Source organism: Microbacterium sp. 20-116 (genome assembly GCF_041079415.1).
Lineage (GTDB): Bacteria > Actinomycetota > Actinomycetes > Actinomycetales > Microbacteriaceae > Microbacterium.
In genome coordinates this window covers 505,462-531,618 of sequence record NZ_JBFYGP010000001.1, presented here as the reverse complement: position 1 = coordinate 531,618, position 26,157 = coordinate 505,462, and the positions used below count along the sequence as shown (strand labels likewise).

The 26,157-nt window shown below is 68.4% G+C and carries 25 protein-coding genes; 20 read left to right on the top strand and 5 right to left on the bottom strand.

All coding sequences use genetic code 11. The features are described from left to right. Window positions 1-400 precede the first annotated feature (400 nt). From AB6V29_RS02585 to AB6V29_RS02565, 5 genes are all read left to right on the top strand, one after another. Window positions 401-727 carry a hypothetical protein gene (locus AB6V29_RS02585; RefSeq protein WP_369356872.1) on the top strand — a complete coding sequence of 109 codons (327 nt, stop codon included), beginning with the start codon at window positions 401-403 and terminating at the stop codon, window positions 725-727. Between the two features lie 127 nt (window positions 728-854). After that, a complete protein-coding gene (locus AB6V29_RS02580; protein ID WP_369356870.1) occupies window positions 855-1,142 on the top strand; it encodes a hypothetical protein in 288 nt (95 codons plus the stop codon). Beyond that, the gene (locus tag AB6V29_RS02575) at window positions 1,129-2,418 is read left to right on the top strand and encodes an AAA family ATPase (protein ID WP_369356869.1); all 1,290 of its coding nucleotides are present in this window, start codon (window positions 1,129-1,131) and stop codon (window positions 2,416-2,418) included. The genes AB6V29_RS02580 and AB6V29_RS02575 overlap by 14 nt, the downstream gene beginning before the upstream one ends. Window positions 2,419-2,872: 454 nt before the next feature. Beyond that, window positions 2,873-3,124 (top strand): hypothetical protein, encoded by a 252-nt coding sequence (locus tag AB6V29_RS02570; RefSeq protein ID WP_369356867.1) that lies wholly within the window; start codon window positions 2,873-2,875, stop codon window positions 3,122-3,124. 523 nt (window positions 3,125-3,647) lie between these two features. After that, window positions 3,648-4,601, top strand: a complete 954-nt coding sequence (locus AB6V29_RS02565) for a hypothetical protein (RefSeq protein ID WP_369356865.1) — start codon at window positions 3,648-3,650, stop codon at window positions 4,599-4,601. Window positions 4,602-4,806: 205 nt separating this feature from the next. Here AB6V29_RS02565 and AB6V29_RS02560 read toward each other — a convergent pair whose 3' ends face one another. Beyond that, window positions 4,807-5,811, bottom strand: coding sequence for a hypothetical protein (locus AB6V29_RS02560; RefSeq protein WP_369356863.1), 1,005 nt, complete (start codon window positions 5,809-5,811; stop codon window positions 4,807-4,809). A gap of 150 nt (window positions 5,812-5,961) precedes the next feature. Between AB6V29_RS02560 and AB6V29_RS02555 the strand changes: the two genes are divergently transcribed. The 4 genes from AB6V29_RS02555 to AB6V29_RS02540 all read left to right on the top strand — a co-directional run bounded on the left by AB6V29_RS02555 (window position 5,962) and on the right by AB6V29_RS02540 (window position 10,201). Continuing rightward, window positions 5,962-7,269: a YifB family Mg chelatase-like AAA ATPase gene (locus tag AB6V29_RS02555; RefSeq protein WP_369356861.1), complete on the top strand. Its 1,308-nt coding sequence runs from the start codon at window positions 5,962-5,964 to the stop codon at window positions 7,267-7,269. After that, window positions 7,266-8,423 carry a DNA-processing protein DprA gene (gene dprA, locus AB6V29_RS02550; protein ID WP_369356860.1) on the top strand — a complete coding sequence of 386 codons (1,158 nt, stop codon included), beginning with the start codon at window positions 7,266-7,268 and terminating at the stop codon, window positions 8,421-8,423. Before AB6V29_RS02555 ends, dprA begins: the two co-directional genes overlap by 4 nt. Before the next feature lie 56 nt (window positions 8,424-8,479). After that, complete coding sequence (locus AB6V29_RS02545) at window positions 8,480-9,469, top strand: tyrosine recombinase XerC (protein ID WP_369356857.1); 990 nt, start codon at window positions 8,480-8,482, stop codon at window positions 9,467-9,469. Window positions 9,470-9,583: 114 nt separating this feature from the next. Next, window positions 9,584-10,201, top strand: a complete 618-nt coding sequence (locus AB6V29_RS02540) for a DUF3060 domain-containing protein (RefSeq protein WP_307317111.1) — start codon at window positions 9,584-9,586, stop codon at window positions 10,199-10,201. Between the two features lie 7 nt (window positions 10,202-10,208). On the opposite strand, the gene AB6V29_RS02535 is transcribed toward AB6V29_RS02540, so the two are convergent. Next, window positions 10,209-10,706, bottom strand: a complete 498-nt coding sequence (locus AB6V29_RS02535) for a murein hydrolase activator EnvC (protein ID WP_267787117.1) — start codon at window positions 10,704-10,706, stop codon at window positions 10,209-10,211. A gap of 315 nt (window positions 10,707-11,021) precedes the next feature. On the opposite strand from AB6V29_RS02535, the gene rpsB reads away from it, so the two are divergent. The 9 genes from rpsB to AB6V29_RS02490 all read left to right on the top strand — a co-directional run bounded on the left by rpsB (window position 11,022) and on the right by AB6V29_RS02490 (window position 17,787). After that, window positions 11,022-11,900: a 30S ribosomal protein S2 gene (rpsB, locus tag AB6V29_RS02530; protein WP_210074704.1), complete on the top strand. Its 879-nt coding sequence runs from the start codon at window positions 11,022-11,024 to the stop codon at window positions 11,898-11,900. 153 nt (window positions 11,901-12,053) lie between these two features. Then, the gene (gene tsf / locus AB6V29_RS02525; protein WP_103208967.1) at window positions 12,054-12,881 is read left to right on the top strand and encodes a translation elongation factor Ts; all 828 of its coding nucleotides are present in this window, start codon (window positions 12,054-12,056) and stop codon (window positions 12,879-12,881) included. Window positions 12,882-13,025: 144 nt separating this feature from the next. After that, window positions 13,026-13,745 (top strand): UMP kinase, encoded by a 720-nt coding sequence (gene pyrH, locus AB6V29_RS02520; RefSeq protein WP_210074706.1) that lies wholly within the window; start codon window positions 13,026-13,028, stop codon window positions 13,743-13,745. A 75-nt stretch (window positions 13,746-13,820) separates the two neighbouring features. Beyond that, on the top strand, window positions 13,821-14,375 hold the full coding sequence (gene frr / locus AB6V29_RS02515) for a ribosome recycling factor (protein WP_210074708.1): 555 nt from the start codon (window positions 13,821-13,823) through the stop codon (window positions 14,373-14,375). A gap of 5 nt (window positions 14,376-14,380) precedes the next feature. Then, window positions 14,381-15,433: a phosphatidate cytidylyltransferase gene (locus AB6V29_RS02510; protein ID WP_369356854.1), complete on the top strand. Its 1,053-nt coding sequence runs from the start codon at window positions 14,381-14,383 to the stop codon at window positions 15,431-15,433. Further along, on the top strand, window positions 15,430-16,005 hold the full coding sequence (locus tag AB6V29_RS02505; RefSeq protein ID WP_210074711.1) for a DivIVA domain-containing protein: 576 nt from the start codon (window positions 15,430-15,432) through the stop codon (window positions 16,003-16,005). Before AB6V29_RS02510 ends, AB6V29_RS02505 begins: the two co-directional genes overlap by 4 nt. A gap of 235 nt (window positions 16,006-16,240) precedes the next feature. Then, window positions 16,241-16,768: a transglycosylase SLT domain-containing protein gene (locus tag AB6V29_RS02500; RefSeq protein ID WP_369356853.1), complete on the top strand. Its 528-nt coding sequence runs from the start codon at window positions 16,241-16,243 to the stop codon at window positions 16,766-16,768. 9 nt (window positions 16,769-16,777) lie between these two features. Then, entirely contained in the window at window positions 16,778-17,065 is a 288-nt protein-coding gene (locus tag AB6V29_RS02495; RefSeq protein WP_210074716.1) for a hypothetical protein, read from the top strand. Continuing rightward, window positions 17,065-17,787, top strand: a complete 723-nt coding sequence (locus AB6V29_RS02490) for an alpha/beta hydrolase (RefSeq protein WP_210074718.1) — start codon at window positions 17,065-17,067, stop codon at window positions 17,785-17,787. Before AB6V29_RS02495 ends, AB6V29_RS02490 begins: the two co-directional genes overlap by 1 nt. A 3-nt stretch (window positions 17,788-17,790) precedes the next feature. Here the strand turns inward: AB6V29_RS02490 and AB6V29_RS02485 are convergent, their stop codons facing one another. Further along, on the bottom strand, window positions 17,791-18,867 hold the full coding sequence (locus tag AB6V29_RS02485; protein ID WP_210075358.1) for an AI-2E family transporter: 1,077 nt from the start codon (window positions 18,865-18,867) through the stop codon (window positions 17,791-17,793). Between the two features lie 169 nt (window positions 18,868-19,036). On the opposite strand from AB6V29_RS02485, the gene AB6V29_RS02480 reads away from it, so the two are divergent. Beyond that, a complete protein-coding gene (locus tag AB6V29_RS02480; protein ID WP_369356850.1) occupies window positions 19,037-20,848 on the top strand; it encodes a glycosyl transferase in 1,812 nt (603 codons plus the stop codon). Beyond that, entirely contained in the window at window positions 20,845-21,795 is a 951-nt protein-coding gene (locus tag AB6V29_RS02475) for a tetratricopeptide repeat protein (RefSeq protein WP_369356849.1), read from the top strand. The genes AB6V29_RS02480 and AB6V29_RS02475 overlap by 4 nt, the downstream gene beginning before the upstream one ends. A gap of 135 nt (window positions 21,796-21,930) precedes the next feature. On the opposite strand, the gene glgB is transcribed toward AB6V29_RS02475, so the two are convergent. Beyond that, the gene (gene glgB / locus AB6V29_RS02470) at window positions 21,931-24,069 is read right to left on the bottom strand and encodes a 1,4-alpha-glucan branching protein GlgB (protein WP_369356847.1); all 2,139 of its coding nucleotides are present in this window, start codon (window positions 24,067-24,069) and stop codon (window positions 21,931-21,933) included. Further along, on the bottom strand, window positions 24,066-26,033 hold the full coding sequence (locus AB6V29_RS02465) for a maltotransferase domain-containing protein (RefSeq protein ID WP_369357158.1): 1,968 nt from the start codon (window positions 26,031-26,033) through the stop codon (window positions 24,066-24,068). The genes glgB and AB6V29_RS02465 overlap by 4 nt, the downstream gene beginning before the upstream one ends. Window positions 26,034-26,157 lie beyond the last annotated feature (124 nt).

Here is a 26,157-nt window from a genome sequence, read left to right as displayed (position 1 = left end):
CATCGTTCTCTGCGCCCTGCAGGCGCTGTGAAAAGCCGCAGGGTGGCGACGGTGCGCGGGTGCGGGTTTGCGCCTGCGCTGGGGCGCGTGACGCGTTCTGAAAGCACGAAAACCTGCACTCGGGCGGCGGCGTGACCCTGCGAATTTTGGTAGAATTGATGCATCGCAGACGAGGCCGGACGGCCACAGTCTGCGGCCTGATTGTCTCCCTCGAAAAGGGACACACCCCGCCGACCGGCGCACCCGGCACATGCGGTAGGACACAGGTTGACACACGAACGCTTCGCCGCTCCCGCTGACGTGAACGGCTGAAGGTGCACAGCGAAGTCGCTGCCTCGTTGCCGAGGGACCAGCACGGAGAAGGCAACGAACGGCGCACGGCTCTCTGGAGCTATTTGCCATGTTCACCAACCTCGAGTGCGGCACTGTGTCGCCTTCGTACCTCCACTCGATCGCTGGATCAGCCGAGGGCTCAGCCCCAGTAGCGGCCACCTATCTCACCCACTCTGAGCTCGCCGCGCACTACAACAACACCGTGCGCACGATCTACTCGTGGCACGAACGCGGGCTCATCGAAGGCTTCGATGACGACGGCACGATCAAGTTCCATCTCGAAGCCGTCGACTTGGCAATGCGTATGAACCCGCGGGCCATGCGGGATGGGCGAAGGCGGGGCCGCGGTGTCGTCAAGCCGATGCCCGTGCGCGCCGAGGTGGTCGACCGGTGACCGCTCTCGTTCCGTCGGCGACCGGCTACGCCTCAGTCGACGAGTTCCCACCTCTCACGAACGAACAGGTTGCACGCGTGTCTGCCCTATTGTCCCTCGTGCAACTGCCTCCCCGAGGGGTGAAGTCATGACCGATGCGGGCGGGCCGGTCGAGCTAGCGCCGATCCTGCACCCACACCACTCAAGCCGCATCGCGCGAGAGCGTGAGTGTCCGGTGTGTGGTCGCTCTTTCCGGCCGTGGTCAGGCTCGCAGGGCTACTTCTGCACCCGACGCTGCACAGGGCGCGCTCGCTCGCTCGGTATCAAGGGCGTGCGTGAGCGCGAGCCGGAGCGTCACAACCCGTTCAATCTCGGCACACCGGGGGAAGAGCTAGAGAAGTTTCTGGAAAGGCTGGCAGCAGATGACCTCTACTGAACGCACGGTGTTGGTGCACGAGGGTAGGACGTGGGAGCCGTTCGTCGTTGGCAATACGTCCTGGCACAGGCTCCGGCTGGACAACCCGGATGAGGCGCGCCGCGTCATCGCGCAGGGCTCGCTCGTGACGCCCGAGGGTGAAGAGCTGGCCCCGCTCATCGCCAAGCGCGTGAAGGCACGTCTTCTGCGGGCGTACGCAGACAGGCCGCGTCCGGGCGTCGCCACTGAGGAGGAAGGGCGGTGGCTGGTCGACGACGTCTGGCGGTGGGGCCATAAACCGCTGCTCGCAGGGCAGCCGCGCGCCGGGAAGTCGACCCTCGTTGCGGATCTGATCGGCTCGTTGCTTGTGCCGGGGCGTCAATTCCTCGACCACTACGCACCCGTGGACCTGACGGACGCCGAGCGCGAGCGTGGCGTCTGGCTGATCAACGCCGAGAACCCCGAGCCGGAGCTTCGGACCGTGTTGGAATCAGCGGGCCTCGAGTGGTGGCCGGATGACCTAGCGGATGGTGCCGGCCGATACTTTGCCGAGGGCGAGTCGCCAGGCTGGCTGCTCGTCGACCACCTTGAACGGCTCGGCGGGCCCCGCTCGTTCGACCTTCGCATCCCCGAGGTGTACGACATGTGGGTGAGCCGCATCATGGACCTGTCCTGTGCCACCTGTGACGGCCGGGATGAGGCACCACCGCTGGTGGTGATCGTGGACGGGCTGACGGCGATCCTCGGCTCCGACACGACAGGCTATGGCGCGTGGAACGCCCGGTTCCGCGACCTCATGCAGGAGATCGAGGTGCCGAACGCCCTCGTGGTGGCTCACTCCCCGATGGGCGGGGGAGAGGCCATGAACGGAGTCGAATCCGTCGCGGGAGCAGACGGCTCCTGGAAGTACCAGATGAGCAACGTTCACGACCCAAAGGCGCACCGCACGTTCTCCGGCTCGCGACGGCTCATTCAAGGCGGCATCGAAGGTGGGCGGGTGACCTTTGAGGGCGGACGCCTCCGACTGAACGCGAGTCGCAAGCCCGTGGGCGTCGATACCTCCGATGGGGTGAGCCCTCGGAGCGCGGCGGCCAAGCCGAGTGAGTGGGAGACGTCCGTGCTCGCACGGCTGCGTAAGGCGGGGTCAGCTGGTCTGATGAAGACCGAGGTGACTGGTCGTGGCAAGGAGGGCACTCACCGCCGCGAGGCTCTAGATGCCCTGGAACGCCGCGGTGTGGTCAACATGCGTCCCGACGGTAAGGGTCACCGCTACTTCCTCGCCGTCATCCCAGGCTGAGTGTCACAGTGTCACCGTGTCACGGTGTCCTACGGAGTGGTGAGAGTGTCTTTGACACTCTCACTCCTATAGACACGGTGACACGGTGACACTGACGCTCAGCGGAGCGGGCAGGACGCAGGCGCGGGAGCAAAAGTGGCGAAGTGCTCCGCGATTGCTGCGCGGTACTCGTGCTGGCGGCCCTCGGTCCGCAGCCGCTCAGCGAGTCGGAGAGAGCGGGTCGCCTGAGCGGTTCGCGACGGCTGCCACCGCGCGCCCATCGTCATCGACATGGTGGCGCCGGTCATCGTCTGGATTGTCGTACCACGATCAGTCATCTCGACCTCCGGGTCAAAAAGTTTGTAGTGATACAACCGTATACCCCCGGGGGGTACCGTAGTACGCTGGGCGTAAAGGAACCTACGGGTTCACACCGCGGATGGCAGTAGGGCCTCGCCAAACCAGAGGCGAAGCCATGTCCCCACGACCCAACGACCGAAGCACCCTCGAACGCCGACGCACCTCGGACGCCGAGCCCGACCCTCGGAATCACGAGCAGCCGCCCCCGGCACTGGTGCGCGAGCGCCTTCGTGGCTCCTCGGTCCTCGTGCCCGGAGCGATCACGGTCCCGTGCCCCGACCACGGCGCCGACGTGGGGGAGCCCTGCACCCGCACCGCTCGCGGCGTCTGCGCGGAACGCATCAAGCGACGGGCGGCCACCCGATGAACGGCCCCAGCCGTCTCGAACACGAGGCCGCCATGCGCCGAGCACTCACGCGATCCTCCTCGCACGGTCACGAGTCGGTCGTTCACACACGCACTCAGGAACGAATCGAGGCTGCCGCGCGCATTCACGTCGGCGGTCAGATGCCCCCACTGGACGGAGCAGCCAAATGACCCGCCGGTACCCGCCCACGTCCATCACGGTCGGGCACGCCGAGACCGAGCTTGCCGAGTGGCACCGTCGTGCCGCAGCGCCCCACTTCGTTCCGACGGAGACTGTCGTATCGGCACCCGAACCTCAGGTCCAAGCTCGCCCGAAGCCCACCCGCTCGGCAGCGGGACCCGTGGATCGCCCCGTGCTCTCAGCGCGTCAGGGATCTACTTCGAAGCGTCGTAGCCCCGCGCCTACGAACGCAGTCAAGCACGCCCCGACCAGGCCGGCCCCGGCGCGCAGTGCGGCCGACGAGCCGGACCAAGCCACCATCGACCGCGTGCTCGATTTCGTGTTCAACGGCAAGGAGTAGACCATGACCACCACCGACCAGCCCTCCTGGGCACCGTGCGTGTCCTGCGGCATCCGCGTCGAGGGCCCCTTTGGGGCCGATGATCTCGAAGCGGTTTCTGCCTGGGGCAACGAGAACAGCGGCGGCTACCGAGAGGAGTCAGAGTTTGCGGTAGCCCGGTGCGGCGTCTGCGCCCAGATCCGGACGGCCGCAGGCGACCTGCTGCGCGCACATCCCAGCGTTCGTGCCAGCATCGGCTCTCCAGAAATCGCACTGCATCGGTTGGAGCTCGCTCTCAACGCGCTAGACGCCCTGGGAGTCACCGATCCGCGAGTGATCGACCGTCTTACAGACCGGGCGGCTGACGTGCACGCGTTGTTGAGCCACATGACCGTCCCCGGCGGTGTTGCCCGCTGGGTGCATCAGCTGGTCGGCGTGCACCCGAATCAGGCGTCGAAGACACAGGTCCGCGGCCAGCGATGGGCGCACGTGACCTCGGAGCAGAAGGCGGCTCTCCGTCGAGCGTGGGTGGAGCTTGCGGCAGAGCGCTACGAGCAGCCGCGCCCAGTCCTATGCCCGTCGGACGACGGGCTTCCCTCAGGGTGCCTCTTGTGCGGTGTCGCGGCGGTCAAGGTCTTGCCATCTGAGGCGCGCCGGAACGGCGTGTGGGCTGAATCCTCCGCTGACCCGGTGACCATCGGAGGGCTGGGCGCGGCTGAGTCGGTCGACGGCTACGTCTGCCCACGATGCGACCTGGCGATAGACCAGGCACGCGGCGTCGGACAGTCCTCGATGCGGCTGAGCGTGCTTGACTACCTCGGGGTGCCCGGACACAACAGAACTGTGACCGAGGTGGACGGTTTGGTCGGCTGGGGTGTGCTTCCTCGGGGGACAACGCCGAATAGTGAGCCGTGGCAGCACGTAGACCTGTCCCACCTTCGGGAGGCGACGAAGCACCTTGTGGCGGTGGCCGGCTGACGCTCAATCCACGAGCGTGCCGTGCCCGATCACGGGGAGGTCGCACCCACGACAGCGCCACGCCCGCCCATCGGGATAGCACCGGGTGCCGCAGGCGGGACAGTCGGGGTCCGTGGGGGAGAGGCCGTCATCGTCCATCTCCGGATCGTCTCATGGCGGGTCGGGGCCGGGAGAGTTATCCCCAGCTACAGCCCTAGCCCTAGGGCTATCGGAGCTTCGCTGCCTGCTCGAAGATCGGCTGGATCAGATTCGTCGGGCCTTCGTCGCCGGATGACTTCCCGTCCGGAGGTGACTCCAGCACCCTCTTGCCGAAGAGGGCGTACATCGTTTGGCGGGCTTCGGGATCCTCGATTTCGATGACAAATCCGCGAAAGGCCTTCAACTGAATTTGTATCCCGTGTGCCCAGGTCGCAAGCCGTGTGTAATTGCCGGCCTGTCGTCCGAGATATCCGGCCAGGACACCAAAAGCAGACAGGATCGCAATTCGATATGTGACTGCGTACCAGTCAACGTTCCCGTTCGCTGATGGGCTATGACCGATTACGTAAGTCCCAGCAAGGACGATGATAATTCCTAAGGTCACAAGCGTTCCGATTCGAAAGGCCCATGCGACGGTGTTGTTGTTCTCGGCCGTCGTTGCGAAGCTCTGCTCGAGAGCCCCGGTGGCAGACTTTGTCGCGGCTTTTTCGGCTTGAGCCAGGGCCTCCCGGGCTTCGCTCGCTGCGCGCTTTGCCTCGGTGACGGCGCCCCTCGCGCTGTCGAGAGCGTGATCCATGTTGTCGAATCGTTGGGTCACATGGGCCATCACGCTCCACGCAATGTCGGATGAGTCGATTGCGCGGTCGATTTTTCTCTGAAGTATCCGTTCGTCTCTTCCCGCTACGCCGCTGTCTCCTCGGACAACGAACATGCTTTCGAACACATGGAGCGCGCCGCCCATTGCTCGAAGTGCGCTCCGCTGCGCAGACCCGTGAGTTTGGCCGTAGCCCTCGTACTGGCTCTGAACCGTAGTGCCGTACTCTGCCACGGTCCGTCGTTCTTCCTCGGTCAACTTGGCTCTGGTAGCCCACTCCAAGCAGGAGGCCCACGCGTCCAGAAGGGGAACGATGGCAATGTCCGGCACGTCGGCGGGATGGTCCGTGCGAGCCTCGCTCAGCTGCTTGAAGAAGTAGCGTTGAAGATCTGAAATAGTCGCGGTGTCGTCGCTCAAGGTTCCCCCTCATTGCGGTGCGTCTGGCGCACCCTGCCTAACCAGGGAGCCTAGAGCCACGAACATCAGGGGCAAACGCGGCGCCAACACAATGCGTGCGAAGTTGCGACACAGATTGGGTGCAAAGCCGAGATCCCGAAAAAATACCCGATGAAAACACGTCAAAACGCAAGTTTTGACGTGGCCATCGCCGTCGCCGCTCTCGCCACGTCGGTGCGGATGGACGCCGCACGCGTCGCAGAGACCGTGCACATCGGCGAGCTCGGGCTCGATGGCCGTCTCCGACCCGTCCCCGGAGTGCTGCCCGCGGTGGTCGCGGCACAGCGGGCGGGACACCGGCGGGTAGTGGTTCCGGCGGCGAACGCCGCGGAGGCCGGACTCATCGACGGCGTCGAAGTGTTCGCGGCCGGCTGCCTCCCCGAAGTGGTGCGGTGGCACGGCGGGAACAGCGATGCCGTCGACCTCGAGCCGGTCTCGGCACCGGCGACGGGCGCGGGGGAAGACGAGTGTCTCGAGCTCGCCGACGTCGTGGGGCAGAGGGATGCGGTCGACGCGCTGGTGGTCGCCGCCGCGGGCGGGCACCACCTGTTGATGAGCGGACCCCCGGGTGCGGGGAAGACCATGCTGGCGCGACGGCTCCCCGGCATCCTGCCGCCCTTGGACGACGAGGCAGCGCTGTCGGTCGCTTCGATCCGCTCGTTGTCGGGCGAGGCTGTGACGCGTCTGTCGCGGACGCCTCCGTTCGAGAGCCCTCACCACGGGGCGACCGCCGCAGCGTTGATCGGCGGCGGATCGGGCGTCGTGCGACCGGGGGCCATCGCCCGCGCGAGTGAGGGGGTGCTGTTTCTCGACGAGGGCGGCGAGTTTCCGGCGTCCGTTCTCGACGCCCTCCGGCAGCCGCTCGAGAGCGGTGTGATCCAGGTGCACCGGTCCGGGGTCTCCGCGACGTATCCGGCGCGGTTCCAGCTCGTCGTGGCGACGAACCCCTGTCCCTGCGGTCAGTACGGGGTAGCGGGCGGTTCGTGCGAGTGCGCTCCGCAGGCAATCCGGCGATACACGCGGCGTCTCTCCGGCCCGCTTCTCGACCGCATCGACATCGACCTGCGGCTACAACGTGTGTCGACCACCCGTCACGAGGGCAGCGCGCGATCGATGTCATCCGAGGAGGCACGCGCCATCGTGGCGCGTGCGCGTGCGCGCGCCGCGCAGAGATGGGCGCAGACGCCCTGGCGCCGAAACGCCGACGTCCCGGGGACGTGGCTGCGCGGACCCGCGGCTCCTCCGCCCGCTGTGCTGCGGCCCCTCGACACGGCCCTGCGTCGCGGTGCCCTGACCTTGCGCGGGTACGACCGGCTGCTGCGCGTTGCCTGGACGGTCGCCGATATCGCCGGTCACGACGCGCTGCGATCCGAAGACGTCGGTCGCGCTCTGTTTCTGCGCCGGGGAGCGGTCGCGTGACGGCGTTCGTCGTCGATCCCGGGCAGGCTCGCCGGGCGCTCGCGGGGCTCAGAGAGACCGACGAGGAGGTCGAGGAGGCCTACGCCCGGGCCGTCTGGAGCGTCCTCGCCGAACCGGGCGACGGATCGGCGGGTGCGCTCATCGCGACGCACGGGGCAGTGGATGCCCTACGCGTCGCCACCGAGATGCAGGACGCGCAGTTCCGGGCCGCGAGAGCGCGCTGGCTTCCGCGCTTGCAGCCGGAGGCCATCACCGCGGTGCTCGACGCCGCGCGTCGCGCGGGTGCCTCGCTCGTCGTGCCGGGGGATGACCGTTGGCCCACGCGGCTCGACGACCTCGGCGATCACGCGCCGGCGGCTCTCTGGCGTCGTGGGGGAGATGTGGCGAGCGATCGTCCCGCCGTCGCGCTGGTGGGTGCTCGGGCGTCCACGGCCTACGGCGAGGGCGTGGCGGCCGACCTCGCCGCGGAACTGTCTGCCGCCGGCGTCGTCGTCGTCTCGGGTGCGGCCTACGGGATCGACGGGGCGGCCCATCGCGCCGCGTTGTCGGCGGGGGGTAAGACGCTCGCCTTCCTCGCCGGGGGTGTGGATCGCGCTTATCCCCGCGGGCACGAGAGCCTGCTGTCGAGGATCGCAAGCGAGGGCGCGGTGTGGAGTGAGACGCCCTGCGGTGCGGCACCCACCAAGTGGAGGTTCCTCGCGAGGAACCGTCTGATAGCGGCGATAGCCGATGCGGTCGTGGTCGTCGAGGCCGGCTGGCGGAGCGGCTCGCTCAACACAGCCGCTCACGCGGCGAGCCTCGGCCGCGCGCTCGGTGCGGTACCCGGGCCCGTCACGAGCGCCGCCTCCGCGGGATGCCACCGGGTACTCCGCGAGTTCGGTGGGGTGTGCGTGACGTCGTCGGCGGACGTTCTCGAGATGATCGGGACGCACGTGCAAGAGCCGCAGAACCCGACGGATCGGACGGACGAGACGACGAGGGTGTTCGACGCGCTCTCCCCGCGCGCGGCTCGTTCGACGGTCGAGATCGCACGTCGGAGCGGGTTGTCGGTGGATGAAGCGGGCGTGCTCCTCGGCTTCGCCGAGCTCGAGGGAAGAGTCCGCCGCGATGACGACGGTCTCTGGACGGCGGCGCGCTCGCGGGGGGAGCGATGAACGAGATCTCGCGCGTCGTCGAACCATCGAGGGCGATCGGCGGGCAGTCTGGATGAATGCACCTGACGGAAGCCGTGGAGGGATACCTGGCCCATCTGTCCGACGTGCGTCGGCTTTCCGTCGCGACGGTGCGGTCGTATCGGTCCGACCTCGCCCACCTCGCCTCGGCCCTGGGCGATCGTGTCCTGGCGGACGTCGATGTCGAAGACCTGCGTGAGTGGCAGTGGCAGGCCGCGAAATCAGGGCAGTCGAAGGCGACCGCGGCGCGTCGGGCGTCGACGGTCAGAGGGCTCTTCGCGTGGGCGGTCGAGGAGGAGATCGTCGCCTCCGATCCCTCGCAGCGGCTCGTGTCACCCAAACGCGGACGAACGCTTCCCGTGGTGGCCACGGCGGATGCGATGGAGCGCGTGCTCGCCGCCACCGCGGAGCACGCGGCCGGCGGAGATCCGGTCGCCCTCCGCGATCATGCCCTGCTCGAACTGCTGTACGGCTCCGGCGCTCGTGTGTCCGAGGTGTGCGCGCTGGACCTCGACGACGTCGATCACGAGCGACGGACCCTCCTGCTGCGAGGTAAGGGCGACAAGGACCGAGTGGTCCCGTTCGGGCTCCCCGCGGCTCGTGCGCTGGAGGCCTATCTCGTGCGAGCACGTCCGGCGCTGCGGGCTCGTGCGTTGGAAGCCTCCACGACTCCCGACGCGGGGGGCGACGGTGCCGCGACGCGGGGCCCGAACGGTCGCGGAAAGGCGCGCGAGGTGGCCCCTGGCGCCGGTCGCGCCGTCTTCCTCGGCGCGAGAGGGGCCCGGCTCGGGCCGCGGGCCGTTCACACGCTCGTTACGAGGACGGTCGCGCCGAGCGTCGGCACGGAGGTGCTCGGCCCCCACGCCCTCCGCCACTCCGCGGCGACCCACCTGCTCGACGGCGGGGCGGATCTGCGCGCCGTGCAGGAGATCCTCGGCCACGCGAGCTTGGGCACGACCCAGATCTACACGCATGTCTCGGCCGAGCGTCTGCGCGAGGCCTACCGTCTCGCCCACCCCCGAGCCTGACAGACGGGGTCTCGCGCGGTGTCTTCCGCGTACTCGGCCCGCGCAGCTCGGCAGCGCGCTCGCGTCGACGGCGCCTCGCGTGCGCACGTGCGCCCCACCCCTTAGCGTGGACTCGTGGACCTTCACCGTCTAGCGCCCGCCGCGATCGGCGTGATCGGCCTCGCCGTCGCGCTCAGCGCCTGCAGCCTGACACCCGAGCCGGTCGAGACCCGTCTGCCTCCCGGACTCGCCGTCTCGAGCCCGCCGCCCGCTGCGGCGGTTCCGTCTCCGTCCGTCGTGACGGCGTCTCCCGTGCCGGCCCAGATCGGTGTCTCGACCAGTCCTCCCGGGGACGCTCCGGCTGGCGCGCTTTCGTGCGGCGACGGCGGCAGCCAGTCGGTGTCAGGGGCCGAGCAGACCGTCCGCATCGTCGGCACCTGCTCCGAACTCACCGTGTCGGGCTCCGCCCTCTCGGTCGACGCTTCGGCGGCATCCATCCGCACCCTCCGCATCTCAGGAGACCGCGCTCGAGTGGATGCCGCGGCGATCGACGTGCTCGTCCTCCAGGGCAACGACGGTTCTGTCCGCGCCGCCGGAGCCATCGGCAGCATCGATCTGAGCGGAGATCGCTCGACGGTCGACGCGGGAGGCGCGGTCTCGTCCGTCACCGTCCGCGGTCAGGACAACGTCATCCGCGCCACGGGGGGAGTGAGCGCACAGACGGTCGAGGGTCGGGGCAACCAGATCGGCTGAGCGCGGCTCAGCAGCATGGCAGGAGCACGGCCCGCGGTACCCCACCCAGCAGCCTCAGAGGGTTGACGTAGTCGCTCTGGAACCGGACGCCGAAGTGGACGGTGCCGGGCGTCGCGTGACCGCCCGCGGAGACCCTGCCCACGAGCGCTGCCCGCGCGACCGTGTCGCCCACGGCGAGCTCGGTGACGACCGGCTCGAAAGTCGTCACGAGCCCGCCCCCGTGGTCGATCGTGAGGATGTCGCGACCGGCGACCATCCCGACGAAGGCGATCCGTCCATCTGCGGGGGATCTAACCGCGTCGGCGCGCAGATCGATGCCGCGGTGCCCCGGACCGTACGCGTGCGCGGGGGCGACGAACGCTCGAGTCACCTGCGCGGGTGTCGCCGGCCACACCCATCCGAGATGGGCGAGCGGATCGGTTTCCGCGGCCTCTGCTCGTGGCGGTACGAGCACGACCGCGATCAGGACGACCAGGCCCAGAGAGCGAAGCAATGTCGAAAACATCCCGGAAGTCTTCCGCGCTCCGCGTTCCGGCCGCGGGCGGGGAGGTGCCACCGGGGAGAGTCCGCGCCCCGCACGCGGCTGGGGAGGAGCAGTCCTGTATGCTGGACCCTGCATCTCGCTCGTCGAGATGACTCCGCGTGCCCACAGCGCAACGCGACGCCCCTCGGGGTGGCGCACCGCGCGGCATCCACACCCCATGGTCCTCCGCTTCGGCGGTCGGCGGGTGTGCGCCGGGCACCAGGCTCGTCAGACGGACCGTCCGACGCGAACAACCACAACCACGGCGCGAAAGCGCCCAGAAACAGGAGTACGACCATGGCCGTCGTCACCATCCGCCAGCTGCTCGACAGCGGCGTTCACTTCGGACACCAGACCCGCCGGTGGAACCCGAAGGTGAAGCGCTTCATCCTGACCGAGCGCTCGGGCATCCACATCATCGACCTGCAGCAGTCGCTCGGGTACATCGACAAGGCGTACGAGTTCGTCAAGGAGACCGTCGCGCACGGCGGCACCATCCTCTTCGTCGGCACCAAGAAGCAGGCGCAGGAAGTCCTCGCCGAGCAGGCGACCCGCGTGGGCCAGCCCTACGTGAACCAGCGCTGGCTCGGTGGCCTCCTCACCAACTTCCAGACGGTGTCGAAGCGCCTCGCCCGCATGAAGGAGCTCGAGGAGCTCGACTACGAGAACCCGGCCGAGAGCGGCTTCACCAAGAAGGAGCTGCTGCTCAAGAAGCGCGAGCTCGACAAGCTGCACAAGTCGCTCGGTGGTATCCGCAACCTGCAGAAGACCCCGTCGGCCATCTGGGTCGTCGACGCCAAGCGCGAGCACCTCGCGGTCGACGAGGCCAAGAAGCTCGGCATCCCCGTGATCGGCATCCTCGACACGAACGCCGACCCCGACGAGTTCCAGTACCCGATCCCCGGTAACGACGACGCGATCCGCTCCGTGAGCCTGCTCACGCGCATCATCGCCGACGCCGCCGCCGAGGGCCTGATCCAGCGTCACCAGCCCGCCGGCGAGGAAGAGGCCGCCGAGCCCCTCGCCGAGTGGGAGCGCGAGCTTCTCGAGGCGCCCGCCGAGTCGACCGAGGCTCCCGCCGCCGAGTCGACCGAGGCGCCCGTCGCCGAGTCGGCCGAGGCTCCGGCCGCCGAGTCGACCGAGGCCGCCGACGCCGAGGCCACCGACAGCAAGTAAGCCGCGAGGCAATCCGTTCGTCTACGTGTGAACGGTGCGTCACCCGCACAGGCTACGATCCGGCGGGGTCGTGACAGCTCCCTCTTCGCAGGGCAGCGGCACGGCCCCGCCGGGCTCACATCGAGAACGAAAACGACAAGGAGACGCCACACCATGGCAAACTTCACGATCGCCGACATCAAGGCGCTGCGCGAGCAGCTCGGCACGGGCATGGTCGACACGAAGAAGGCGCTCGAAGAGGCTGACGGCGACGTCGAGAAGGCCGTCGAGATCCTGCGCCTCAAGGGCGCCAAGGGCAACGCCAAGCGCGCCGACCGTTCGACCAGCGAGGGCCTCGTCGCCGCTCGCGAGAACGACGGTTCCGTGACGCTGCTCGAGCTCGCCTGCGAGACCGACTTCGTCGCCAAGAACGAGCGCTTCATCGCGCTGGCCGACAAGGTCGTCGACGCGGCCGCCGCCGCCGGTGCCGACTCGGTCGAGGCCGCCCTGGCCGCCGACGCCGACGGCAAGACCGTCGAGCAGCTCATCTCGGACGAGGCTGCGATCATCGGCGAGAAGGTCGAGCTCCGTCGCGTGCGCACCATCTCGGGCGACAAGTTCGAGGTCTACCTGCACAAGACCAGCAAGGACCTGCCCCCGCAGGTCGGCGTGGTCCTCGCCTACTCGGGCGACGACGCCGAGACCGCTCGCTCGATCGCGCAGCACATCTCGTTCGCGAACCCCTCGTACCTCACTCGCGACGCCGTGCCCGAGGCCGACGTCGAGAAGGAGCGCGAGATCGTCACCGAGATCTCCCGCAACGAGGGCAAGCCCGAGGCCGCACTGCCGAAGATCGTCGAGGGACGCGTCAACGCGTTCTTCAAGCAGGTCTCGCTGCTCGACCAGGACTACGCGAAGGACAACAAGCTGTCCGTCGCCAAGGTCGCGTCCGACGCCGGTCTCACGCTGACCGACTTCGCCCGCTTCAAGGTCGGCGCGTAACCCTTAGACAGGCTCAGGGCCCGTCATGAGGCCCGGGATGCCACGGCATCCCGGGCCTTTTCCCTGCCCGCTACCCATATCGGTTCCGTCGTATCGGTCGCAGGTGCGGGGGGATAGTTTGTTCAAGACGAGAGGACATCACACGTGATCGATGAATCCACCAAGCGCCGCCGAGTACTGCTGAAGCTGTCGGGGGAGGCGTTCGGCGGCGGCCAACTGGGCGTGAATCCCGACGTCGTGGGACAGATCGCCCGCGAGATCGCCGAGGCGGTGGACCGCGTCGACATCGCCATCGTCGTGGGCGGCGGGAACTTCTTCCGGGGTGCCGAGCTCAGCCAGCGCGGGATGGACCGCGGGCGCGCCGACTACATGGGCATGCTCGGCACGGTGATGAACTCCCTCGCACTGCAGGACTTCCTCGAGCAGGCCGGTGCCGCCACCCGCGTGCAGTCCGCCATCTCGATGACGCAGGTGGCGGAGCCCTACATCCCGCGCCGCGCGGTGCGTCACCTCGAGAAGGGCCGCGTCGTGATCTTCGGTGCGGGTGCGGGCCTTCCCTACTTCTCGACCGACACGGTCGCCGCCCAGCGCGCGTTGGAGATCGGCGCGACCGAGGTCCTCGTCGCCAAGAACGGCGTCGACGGCGTCTACACCGCCGACCCGAACGTGGATCCGGATGCGACCAAGCTCGACCACGTCACCTACGGTGATGCGCTGCAGAAGGGACTCAAGGTCGTGGACTCCACCGCGTTCAGCCTCTGCATGGACAACGGTATGGACATGCGCGTGTTCGGCATGGAGCCCGCGGGGAACGTCACGCGGGCCCTGCTCGGCGAGACGATCGGCACGCTCGTCACCGCATGACGCGCCGCGGGAGCCCGGGGAGCCGGGCTCGCGCGCGACTAGACTGATCAGTCAGTCCCAACGAATGGAGTCACCGTGATTTCCGATGTCCTCGCCGATGCCGGAGCGCGTATGGATCGCGCCGTGGAGGCCGCCAAGGAAGACTTCGCGACGGTCCGTACCGGGCGCGCGAACCCCCAGATGTTCCAGAAGGTGATGGTCGACTACTACGGGTCGCCCACCCCTCTCGCCCAGCTGGCTTCGCTGAACAACCCCGAGGCACGCACTCTCGTCATCAACCCGTACGACAAGTCGGCGTTGAAGGCCATCGAGCAGGCCATCCGCGACATGCCGAACCTCGGGGTCAACCCGACCAACGACGGCACGATCGTGCGCGTCACGATGCCCGAGCTCACCCAGGACCGCCGCAAGGAGTACGTGAAGATCGTGCGCGGCAAGGGCGAGGACGCCAAGGTGCAGGTGCGCAACCTCCGCCGCAAGGCCAAGGACGACCTCGACGCGCTGAAGAGCGACGTCGGAGAAGACGAACTCGTTCGCGCCGAGAAAGAGCTCGACGCGGTCACGCGCACGCACGTCGACCTGATCGACGAGGCGCTCAAGCGCAAAGAGGCAGAGCTCCTCGAGGTCTGACACCCATGCCCGACGCCCCCGAAATCGGCGAAGGCGAGCCGGTCCTCCCGACCGCCTCGCCTCGCCGGCTCGATCCGGCGCGCCGTTCGCCGAACACGGGCGAGGGTGTGAACGCGATCGAGTCGCAGTTGCGCGCCATGCGATCGGACGCCGAGCAGCACATCGCCAATGCCCGTGCGGAGTTCGATCAGGCGAATGAGCGGCTCAAGCAACGCACCGGCCGTGACCTCATCGTCGCGACCCTGATCGGTGTGGGCATCGGTGCGATCGTCGTCGCCTCGCTGATCTTCATCAAGTGGTTGTTCGTGCTGTTCGCCGCGGCCGCCATGGTGCTCGGCGTCCTGGAGTTCTCGCGGGCACTGCAGGTGTCGGGTCGACGCGTCGATGTCGTTCCCCAGCTCGTCATGGGCTTCCTGCTGCTGCTCAGCGGATTCTTCCTCGGGCCATGGGTGCACTGGGTCGCGACCCTGGCGGCCGTCGTCGTGGTCATCGTGTGGCGGCTCACCGCGCAGATGTTCGCCTCTGACGGGCGCGCGCACATCGAGGTCATCGGCGACGTGCTGGTCGCGAGCTTCGTTCAGCTGTACGTGCCGTTCCTCACGAGCGTCGCGATGATCCTGCTCGCACAGCCCCGCGGCGAGTGGTGGGTGCTCGCGTTCCTGATCCTTGCGGTGGCTGCCGATACCGGGGCCTACGTCTCGGGCCTGACGTTCGGCCGGGGTGGGCGGCATCCGATGGCCCCTCGCATCAGTCCGAAGAAGACCTGGGAGGGCTTCGCGGGCGCGTGCGTCGCCGCTCTCCTCGCCGGTGCCCTGCTCGCTGCCTTCATGCTGCAGGTGCCGTGGTGGGCCGGGCTCATCTTCGGTGCCGTCGTACTCGCGACGGCGACAGTCGGCGATCTCGGCGAGTCGATGCTCAAGCGCGATCTGGGAATCAAGGACATGAGCTCGTGGCTCCCCGGTCACGGGGGAGTGCTCGACCGGCTCGATTCGATTCTTCCGTCGGCGACCGCTGCCCTCGTGATGTTCTATCTGCTCGCCCCGTTGGGAGTGTCATGACCGAGACGCCGATCCACGACACCGCGGCCGCGACACCGTTCCCGACGACCTCGGGTCGCACCAAGGGGTACGAGAAGCGTGCCGTGGACGTGTTCCTGGCCCGTGCCCGTGAAGCCTTCGAGGCCGATGATCTGGGTGCGTTGCGTTCGTCCGAGGTGCGCGCCGCCGCGTTCCCGCTCGTCAAGGGCGGGTACCGGGTGGAAGTGGTCGACGCCGCCCTCGGCCGCGTCGAAGACGCTTTCGCGGCGCGCGAGCGCGAGTACGCCCTGTCTCGTCTCGGTGCCCGCGCCTGGGTCGCCGAAACCCGCGACACGGCGCAGGTGGTCCTTGACCGACTCCGTCGACCGCGCGGTTCGCGATTCGACCGTGTGGGTGTTCTCCGTTACGGCTACCGCGTGGACGAGGTCGACGTCGTCGCGGAGCGTGTCGCGCGCTATCTCGCCGCGGGTGATCCGGTGACGCCCGAGCAGGTCCGCTCCGTCGCCTTCCGGATGCAGCGGGGCGGGTATCGCGAGACGCAGGTCGATGCGGTGCTCGACGCGGTCGTCGAAGTGATGCTCGCTGTCGGATGACTCCCGCGCGTGGCATCCTCGCTCGGGCCTCGGTAGAATCGGGCGCACTGTGACTTCTGGTTCGGAACTTTCGCGCGCATCCGCCTCCCGTGCCGCCCGCCGGGGCGCGTGGGTCGACGTGGTCCCGCCGACGCTCCCTCGTCGTTCCGGTCCGCGGTGGTCGCGCCGTCGTGGGGTGGTCGGTGTCTTCGGAGCCGCCGCCGCCGTTCTGTTCGTGGGAGCCTACGTGGGCCCCATGGGGGCCTCACTTCTGCCCGCGCAGGCCGAGGAGCCGCACACCGTCACGCTGTACGCCGAGGGGCTCGGCGATACGCAAGCCGTCTCGACCTCGGGAGAGAAGCAGGCTCCGCAGCTCGATCGCGCGAGCTACAACGTCTACGTGAAGCCCAAGCCGACCCCGACGCCCACCCCGGCTCCGTCGCGCTCGAAAGACGCGGGCTCGGGTTCGTCGTCTGGCAACTCCGGCCCCGTGCTGTATTCCGGCGGCGGGGCTCCCGCCGAGTGGATGGGCGCAGCCGGCATCTCCGAAGCCGACATGGGCTACGTCGACTACATCGTCAGTCGCGAGAGCGGCTGGAACCCGAACGCGACGAACCGGTCGTCGGGAGCGTGCGGCCTGGTCCAGGCCCTGCCGTGCAGCAAGGTCCCCGGCAACGGCTACGACCCGGTCGACAACCTGCGTTGGGGAACCGGTTACGCCACCGGTCGCTACGGCGGCTGGGCCGGCGCGTACGCGTTCTGGACCGCCAACCACTGGTGGTGAGCGGCATCCATGCCCCGCTCCCGTAAGAGACGCCCCGATTCGTCGCGCAGCGACGACTCTCTCGACCGTTTGATCGCGGGGTGGAAGCGCACCGAGGTCAAACGCGGCGGCGAGTGGACGGTGCAGCCCATCTCCGCTGCCCAGGCGGTCAAGGACTACCTGTGTCCGGGCTGCGGTCGCACCGTCGAGGCCGGAACCGCTCATCTGGTCGTCTGGCGCGCCGATGGCGTTCTCGGAGACGCTGCCGACCTCGCCGCCCGGCGTCATTGGCACACGCACTGTTGGAGGATCGCCTGATGGAGATTCGCGGACCCGTTCTGCTGCCCGCCCGCCGTGAGGAGGTCGAGCTGCGCACGGTCGACGAGCTGACCCTCGTGGGCGAACTCGCTCTTCCCGCCGATGGCGAGCCGGTCGCGACCCTCGTCACTCTGCATCCGCTGCCCACCGCGGGCGGATTCATGGACTCGCACATCCTGCGCAAGGCCGCTGGCCGGCTTCCGGCGCTTGCGAACCTCGCCGTGCTGCGGTTCAACACCCGCGGCACCACGTCTGCGCGGGGAACGAGCGAGGGCGCCTTCGACGGGGGCGCGAAGGAGTGCTTCGACGTGGCTGCGGCCGTCGACTTCGTGCGGGAGCGCGGTCTTCCGCGCCCCTGGCTCGTGGGGTGGTCGTTCGGCACCGAGCTCGCCCTGAAGTACGGACGCGATCACGACATCGAGGGCGTCATCCTGCTCTCACCCCCGCTGCACCGCGCGACGGCCGAAGAGGTCGGCGCCTGGGCGGGCGATGCACGCCGGATGGTCGTGCTGGTGCCCGAGTTCGACGACTACCTGCGTCCCGCCGAGGCCCGTGAGCGTTTCTCATCCGTTCCGGATGCCACCCTCATCGCGGTCGACGGCGGCAAGCATCTGTGGGTCGGCGAGACGCAGACGCGCCGCGTGCTGACCGAGATCGTCGCTGCGGTGAACCCCGACGCCCTGCCGTTGCCGACCGAGTGGGACGGCGAGCTCGGGGGCTGAGGATCAGCGCTCGTTCTGCCGCGGGATGATGACCTCGCGGTAGATGATGAGGATGCTCGCCGCCACCGGGATCGCGATGAGCGCGCCCAGCAGGTTCAGCAGCGCGCCGCCGGCCAGTGCCGAGATGACCACGACCGACCCCGGCACCGACACGGCGCGGTTCATGATGCGCGGGGAGATCACGTACGCCTCGATCTGCATGTAGACGAGGTAGTAGATCGCCGCGGCCACGATCGCCCAGGTGGGTGTGCCGAGGCCGGGGATGAGGCAGGTCAGGACGATGATCGTCGAACCCGTGAGCGTGCCGACGAGGGGGATCAGCGAGAAGAAGAACGCGATCACCGCGAGGACGGCGGGGAAGGGGGCGTTGATGATGGACAGGAAGATCGCGCTCAGCACGCCGTTGATGACGCCGAGGCTGACCTGTCCCATGACGTAATAGCCGACGGAGTCGGTGATCTTCTCGGCCAACTCGATGAAACGAGCACGTTTCGACGCCGGAACCAGTTGATAGACGGCCGACTTCAGCGAGGGGGTGGATGCCGTGAAGTAGATCGTGAGGATCAGCACGATGAAGGCGCCGCCGAGGCCGGCCGCGACCGCGCCGCCGATGGTCAGCAGACTGTTGCCGATCATGGTGGAGATGCTTCCGACATCCAGCGTCGAGAACCAGTGCTGGATACCCGCCCAGACCTCGTCGATCTTGAGCCAGGGGAGCGTCTGCGACACCCAGGTCTGCACGTCGGTGACGATCTCGTTCCATCGGCCGGGCTGCAGCAACTGCTCGATCTGCGTGACGAGCTGGGCGATCTGGCTGACGATGATGGGCACGACCATGAAGATGATGCCGGCGAAGACGCCGAGCACCGCCAGGATCGTGACGAGCACGGCCGCCCAGCGGGGGAGCCCGCGACGCTCGAGGAACGAGACCACGGGGTCCAGGCCCAGGGAGAGGAACAGCGCCGTTCCGACGTACAGCAGGATCGTCGAGAGGTTCTGCACGCTTCCGATGAGCAGCAGGCCGACTCCCACGCCGAGGGTGGCGAGCAGAGCGACCCGGAAGGGGTTGTGGATCTTCATGCCGAACGACTCCCGCATCAGCCGGGCAGGTGCGCCCGTGTCGTCAGGATACTGAGCCGACAGCCGTCTGAGCGCGCGACGGGCCTTGCCGAGAACTTTCAGGCACCCTCGGATAGTCTGAAATGTCGATTCGGTGGCGCCCGAGCCACCGGTGGGGATGGTGTGAAGCGTGAGATTCGTCTGGGCCGTGGTGGCATTCGTCATCGCTGCGGCCATGATCGGTGCCGGTATCGCTCAAAGGACCGTGTTCCACGGACCCTCGGAGACCTCGGCGAACGTGCAGACCGAGGGATCGACGGCGTTCACGTTGATCGACGGAGCGGTGCTGAACAGCGTCCCGGGTGCTCAGACGCTACGCGTCCAGGGCGACGGCGCCGTGTTCGCTTCGTACGGGCGCACCGCCGATGTCAAGGCGTGGCTCGCCGACGTCGCCTACACCTCCGTCACGCTCGACGGCGAGGGAACGGTGCAGACCTCCGAGGTCGAGCCGACGGTGACACCCGCCTCCGGCGCCGCGACGACCGGACGCTCTCCCGTGGACTCCGATCTCTGGCTCGATGAGTTCGAGCAGACCGGGTCGCTGTCGACCACCCTTCAGCTCCCGAGCGACATGAGCGTCCTCGTCGCCTCCGACGGGACCGCCCCGGCGCCCGCGAACATCAGCCTCACCTGGCCGATCGACGATTCCACGCCGTGGGCCGGTCCCCTCATCGTCGGCGGTGGGATCGTCCTGTTGATCGGCCTGATTCTCTACCTGCTGGGCATCCGCCATGTGCGTCGCCAGCGTCGTCCGCGCCGCAAGGGCCTGCCGCTGCCCGTGACCGAGCCGATCTCGACGATCGGCGCGGATGGCGAGAGCAAGGGGGTCGTGACCCAGAGCCCCGGGCGCCGGGCAGGCGCGCGCGTACGCGGCGCCCTCGGTGGTCGTCGTGCGCTGGTGGCCGTGCCGGCTCTGGGCGTGTCGGTGGCCCTTCTCGCGGGCTGCTCCGCCGATGCCTGGCCGCAGCTCGCCGCGACGGATTCGCCGAGCCCCACACCCACGGTGATCGTCCCGGAGGGACAGTTCCCGCCCGCGGTGACCGAGGCTCAGGCCCAGCGCATCGTCTCGAAGGTCTCGTCGACCGTTGCCCAGGCGGACGCCTCGCTCGACGCGAACGCGGTCGCCGAGCGCCTCTCGGGTCCCGCCCTGGCCGAGCGCCAGACCAACTACAAGCTGCGCGCCGCGATCGCCGATCGTCCGGCTCTGCCCGCGATTCCCGCGGAGCCCGTGCAGATCGTCCTCCCGCAGACCACGGGAACGTGGCCCCGCACCCTGATGACGGTGGTGGAGTCGGCGGATGCCGCGACCCCGACGACCACGATCATGATGATGACGCAGCAGACGCCGTGGGAAGAGTACAAGGCCTCCTACGTCGGCAATCTCGAAGCGTCCACCAACCTCCCCGAGCTGGCGGCTCCGTACGTGGGCGCGACCCAGGTCCCGCCGGACTCCTCGTTTCTGGTGATGGCGCCCGAGAAGGTCGCCGCGGCCTACGCCGACGTCATCAACAACGGTCAGAACAGCGCTTCGTTCGCGAAGTTCGACACGGCTAACGATCTCCTGCTGTCCGCGATCCAGGACAACAAGACCAAGCGCACCGACGAGCTGAACCAGACCGGTGCGGGAACGGCGGAGATCAGCTTCTCGGCCTCGGCGGGAGCGGCTACTCCGATCGCGCTGGCCACGCTCGACACGGGTGCCATCGTCGCCGTCAACGTGTACGAGAGCGACACGGCGAAGCCCACGAACAAAGACGCCGTGATCAAGCTGGACAACAACCCCGCGGTCAAGGCCCTCACCGGTGTCGACCAGTCCGCGACAGGCTTCACCACGACATACTCCGACCAGGTCTTCTTCTACGTGCCCAGCCAGGGCTCCGATGACCAGATCCGCCTGCTCGGCTACCGATCCAGCCTCCTCGAAGCGAAGGTGTCCCCGTGAGCACTCCCGCCCCCGGTTCCGTGATGCGCGGTGCCGTCGACCTCTCGTCGCTGCGTAACCGTCCGCAGCCGCCCGCCGCTCCCGCAGCCGGCGCCCCCGCCGCGCCGGCGGACGCGGTCGGCGCCCTGCCGCTCGTGTTCGACGTGACGGACGAGACGTTCGGCGAGGTGCTCGAGCTCTCTGGCACCGTGCCGGTGGTCATCGATCTGTGGGCCGAGTGGTGCGGACCGTGCAAGCAGCTCAGCCCCGTCCTCGAGAAAGTCGTCACCGAGCTCGCCGGTCGACTCGTGCTGGCCAAGGTCGACGTCGATGCGAACCCGCAGCTCGCGCAGGGCTTCCGGGCTCAGTCGATTCCGATGGTGCTCGCCCTCGTCGCCGGTCAACCGGTTCCCCTCTTCACCGGCGCCGTGCCCGAGCAGCAGGTGCGCGACGTGTTCGCCCAGCTTCTTCAGCTCGCCGCCCAGCACGGTGTGACCGGCACCGTGCCGGTCGAGGCGAGCCCCGCCACCGACGCCCCCGTTGCCGAGCCGGAGCTGCCCCCGCTGCATGCCGAGGCCTTCGCCGCCATCGAAGAGGGCGACTACGCGCGCGCGATCCGCGCCTACGAGCAGGCTCTCGCCGAGAACCCCCGCGATGCCGATGCCCGCGCAGGTCTCGGACAGGTTCGCCTTCTCGATCGCGTCCAGGGTGCCGACCTCCAGGCGGCACGCGCTGCCGCGGCCGCGGATCCGAAGGGTCTCGAGGCGCAGTTCCTCGTCGCAGACCTCGATGTCGCGGGCGGCCACGTCGACGACGCCTTCGGTCGCCTGCTCGACCTGTTCGCCGCTCTGCCGACCGACGAGCGCGCTCCGGTTCGCGAGCGCCTGCTCGACCTCTTTGGGCTCGTCGGAGACGAAGACGCCCGCGTCATCCGCGCGCGCTCGCGTCTGGCGTCACTGCTCTTCTGACGCCGGACGGTTTACGGCCCCGCCCTCCCGCAGGAGGACGGGGCCGTTCGTCGTTCGCGAAGGTGCACACATGAGAGACCCCCGGGTACCGGGACGCGGCTTGCGGTCCAGTACCCGGGGTCTGTCGTGTCGGTGTCAGCTCCCCGCGCGGTGGTGGAGCCAGAGAACGCCGAGGGGCGGAAGGGTCAGGGTGGCGCTTCCGCGACCGTCCGTGTCGACGGCGCCGAAGTTTCCTTGACCCGAACCGCCGAACACTTCGGCATCGCTGTTGAGGATCTCGCTCCAGGTCCCCGATTCGGGCAGATCCAGCGGGAAATCGGTCAGCGGGACGCCCGAGAAGTTGCAGACGACCACGATGGTGTTGCCGTGATGATCGCGGCGCGCGAACGCGAGCACGTTCGGGTTCCACGCGGGAGCGCCGAGACGCGAGAATGCCGCACCGTCGTGATCGCGCGACCAGAGGGCCGCCTGATCCTTGTAGACGCGGTTCAGCTCGGCGACGAAGGAGTGCAGCTGCTTGTGAGAGGGCTGGTCGAGCATCCACCAATCGATGCTGCGGGACTCCGACCATTCCGACATCTGGCCGAACTCCTGGCCCATGAACAGCAGCTGCTTTCCGGGATGGCCCCACATGTAGGCCAGGAACGCGCGCATGTTGGCGAGCTTCTGCCAGTGGTCTCCCGGCATCCGGCCGAAGAGGCTGCCCTTGCCGTGCACGACCTCGTCGTGACTGATCGGCAGGACGAAGTTCTCGCTGAACGAGTACACGAAGGAGAACGACAGCTCGCCCTCGTGATGGGAGCGGTACATCGGGTCGCGCCCGATGTACTGCAGCGAGTCGTTCATCCAGCCCATGTTCCACTTGAACCCGAAGCCGAGGCCCGCGTGAGAGGTGGGGGCGGTGACCCCCGGGAAGCTGGTCGACTCCTCGGCTATCAGGGCGATGCCCGGGTAGCGCTTGTAAGAAGTCGCGTTGACTTCCTGCAGGAAGCGGATGGCTTCGAGGTTCTCACGTCCACCGAACTGGTTGGGTGCCCATTCACCGTCGTTGCGGGAGTAGTCGAGGTAGAGCATGGAGGCCACGGCATCCACCCGCAGGCCGTCGACGTGGAACTCCTCGAACCAGTACAGCGCGTTGGCGACGAGGAAGTTGCGCACCTCGTTGCGGCCGTAGTCGAAGATGAGCGTTCCCCAGTCCTTGTGCTCTCCGCGACGGGGATCGGGGTGCTCGTACAGCGCCTCGCCGTCGAAGCGCGCGAGGGCGAAGTCGTCCTTGGGGAAGTGCCCGGGGACCCAGTCCATGATCACGCCGATACCGGCTCGGTGCAGGCGGTCGATCAGGTAGCGCAAGTCGTCGGGGGAGCCGAAACGGCTGGTGGGGGCGTAGTAGCCCGACACCTGGTAGCCCCACGATCCGCCGAAGGGGTGTTCGGCGAGGGGCAGGAACTCGACGTGGGTGAAGCCCTGAGCACCCACGTAGTCGATGATCTCGTCGGCGGCCTCGCGGTACGACAGGCCCTGCTTCCACGAGCCGAGGTGGAGCTCGTAGATCGACATCGGCCGGTCGAGCGGTGCGGTGCGCGAACGCTCTTCGATCCACTCGTCGTCGGCCCAGTCGTACTCGGATGCGGTGACGACGGATGCCGTGGCGGGAGGCACCTCGGCGAGACGGGCCATGGGGTCGGCCTTCTCGATCCACTGGCCGGCGCGGGTGAGGATCTCGAACTTGTAACGGGTGCCGACGCCGATACCGGGGACGAAGACCTCCCAGACACCGCTGCCGCCCATCGAGCGCATGGCGTGTCCGGCCCCGTCCCAGCCGTTGAAGTCGCCGATCACACGCAGGGCGCGCGCATCGGGGGCCCAGACGGTGAAAGCGGTGCCGGCCGAACCGTCGAGCTCTCGCACGTGCGCACCCAGGACGCGCCAGAGCTCTTCGTGGCGGCCCTCGGTGATGAGGTGCAGGTCGAGCTCGCCGAGGGAGGGCGCGTGGCGGTACCCGTCGTCGGACACGTGCTCGGAACCGTCGTACGACGCACGCACGGTGTAGGCGCCGGGGTAGGTCTCGACGGGCGCCTCCCAGATGCCTCCGCGCACGTGCTCCAACGCAACCGCCGTACCGTCGGCGAACTCGGCGACCACCTCGCGGGCGAGGGGGCGCCGCGAGCGGATGACCCACCCGGCGCCCGTCTCGTGCACACCCAGCACACTGTGCGGGTCGTGGTGGGCGCCGTGGGCGACGGCGTCCAGGATCTCGGGGGGAAGAGAGGTCATCGGTTCTCCTTGACGTGCAGGATGTGCACCGGCTCGACGAAGGCGTCGAGGCGCACGAAGTTGTGGTCGGCCCAGGTCCAGACCTGGCCCGTCACGAGGTCCTCGACCTCGTACGAGACGCCGGGTTCGATGCCGAACACGGTCGTGTCGAGGTGCACGGTGCTCTCGCGGGCGGAATGCGGATCGACGTTCGCGACGACGATGATCGTGTCGCTGGAACCGGTGGGGGAGAGCTCTGCGGCCAGGTGCTTGGAGTAGACGAGGATCGAGTCGTCGTCACTCCAGTGGATGTCGAGGTTGCGCAGCTGCAGCAGGGCCGGGTGCGCACGGCGCGCCGCGTTGAGCATCCGAATGTACGGGGCGAGCGAGTCGCCCGCGGCCTCGGCGCCGGCCCAGTCGCGGAACTTGTACTCGAACTTCTCGTTGTCGATGTTCTCTTCGGCACCCGGGCGCGCGACGTTCTCGAACAGCTCGTAGCCCGCGTACACCCCGTAGGTGGGCGCCGCCGTCGCGGCGATCGCGGCGCGGATCTTGTACGCCGGGCGGCCGCCGAACTGCAGGTACTCGGTGAGGATGTCGGGAGTGTTGACGAAGAGGTTGGGCCGCAGGAAGTCGGAGGTTTCGTGAGCGAGGCCGCCGAGGAACTCCTCGAGCTCCTCCTTCGTGTTGCGCCACGTGAAGTACGTGTAGCTCTGCTGGAACCCGGCCATCGCGAGTCCCTGCAGGGGGGCGGGGCGCGTGAACGCCTCGGCGAGGAACACCGCTCCGGGTTCCTCGGCGCTGACGGTGGCGATGAGCCACTCCCAGAACTGCAGGGGCTTGGTGTGGGGGTTGTCGACGCGGAAGATCGTGACGCCCTGCGCGATCCAATGGCGCACGATTCGCAGGACCTCTGCGCGGATACCCTCAGGGTCGTTGTCGAAGTTGATCGGGTAGATGTCCTGGTACTTCTTGGGCGGGTTCTCGGCGAACGCGATCGAGCCATCGGGCAGCGTCGTGAACCACTCGGGGTGCTCCGTGACCCAGGGATGGTCGGGCGAGGCTTGGAGCGCCAGGTCGAGAGCGACCTCGATGTCGTTCTCACGGGCGGCCTGCACGAAGGCGCGGAAATCGTCGAGCGTTCCGAGGTCGGGATGCACGGCGTCGTGCCCGCCCGCGGCGGCGCCGATCGCCCAGGGCGAGCCCGGGTCGCCCGGCTCGGTGACGAGGGTGTTGTTCGGGCCCTTGCGGTTGGTCTGTCCGATCGGGTGGATCGGCGGGAGGTAGAGGACGTCGAAGCCCATGTCGGCGACGGCCGGGAGACGCTCGGCGGCGGTGCGGAAGGTGCCGCTGACCACACTGCCGTCCTCGGCGCGACGCGCACCCTCGGACCGGGGGAAGAATTCGTACCAGGCGCCGACGCCGGCGCGTTCGCGTTCCACGAGCAGCTCGGCATCCCGTCCGACCGATACCAGGCCCATCATCGGGCGCGCTTCGAAAAGCGACGCGATCTCGGGATCGCGGACGATCTGGAGGGCGGTGTCGTCGTGCACGTCCGGGTCGCGCAGCGCGCGGGCCGCGTCGTAGAGACGGTCTTTGTCGCTGCCCGGGCGCTTCTTCTCGCCGCGAGCGCGGTCGAACAGCTGCGCGCCCATCTCGCGCATGAGCGCGACGTCGACGCCTGCCGCGATCTTGAGCTCGGCGGCGTGCTCCCAGGTGGCGAAGTCGTCGGCGAAGGACTCGAACCGGAACCGCCAGATTCCCTGCTCGAGGGGTGCCACGAGTGTCGACCAGCGGTCGAAGCCGTCGTTCAGCGGGCTCAGACGGTGCAGCGATTCGTCGCCCGACGGCGAGAACAGGCGCACCTGCACGCCGATGCGGTCGTGGCCCTCGCGGAAAGCGGTGACGGTGAACGGCACGGCCTCGCCCACGTACGCGGAAGGCCGGAAGCGGCCACCCGGAACGCTCGGATGCGGCAGCGCCATGGGGATGCGCGGGGTGACCACGCTGCGCGAGGTGGGCGTCGGCTTGACCGGACGCACGGGAATCGAGGCGGCGCTGCGCCAGGGCAGCTCGGGCGAGGGAGTCGTCGTGGTGGCCACGGTCCGA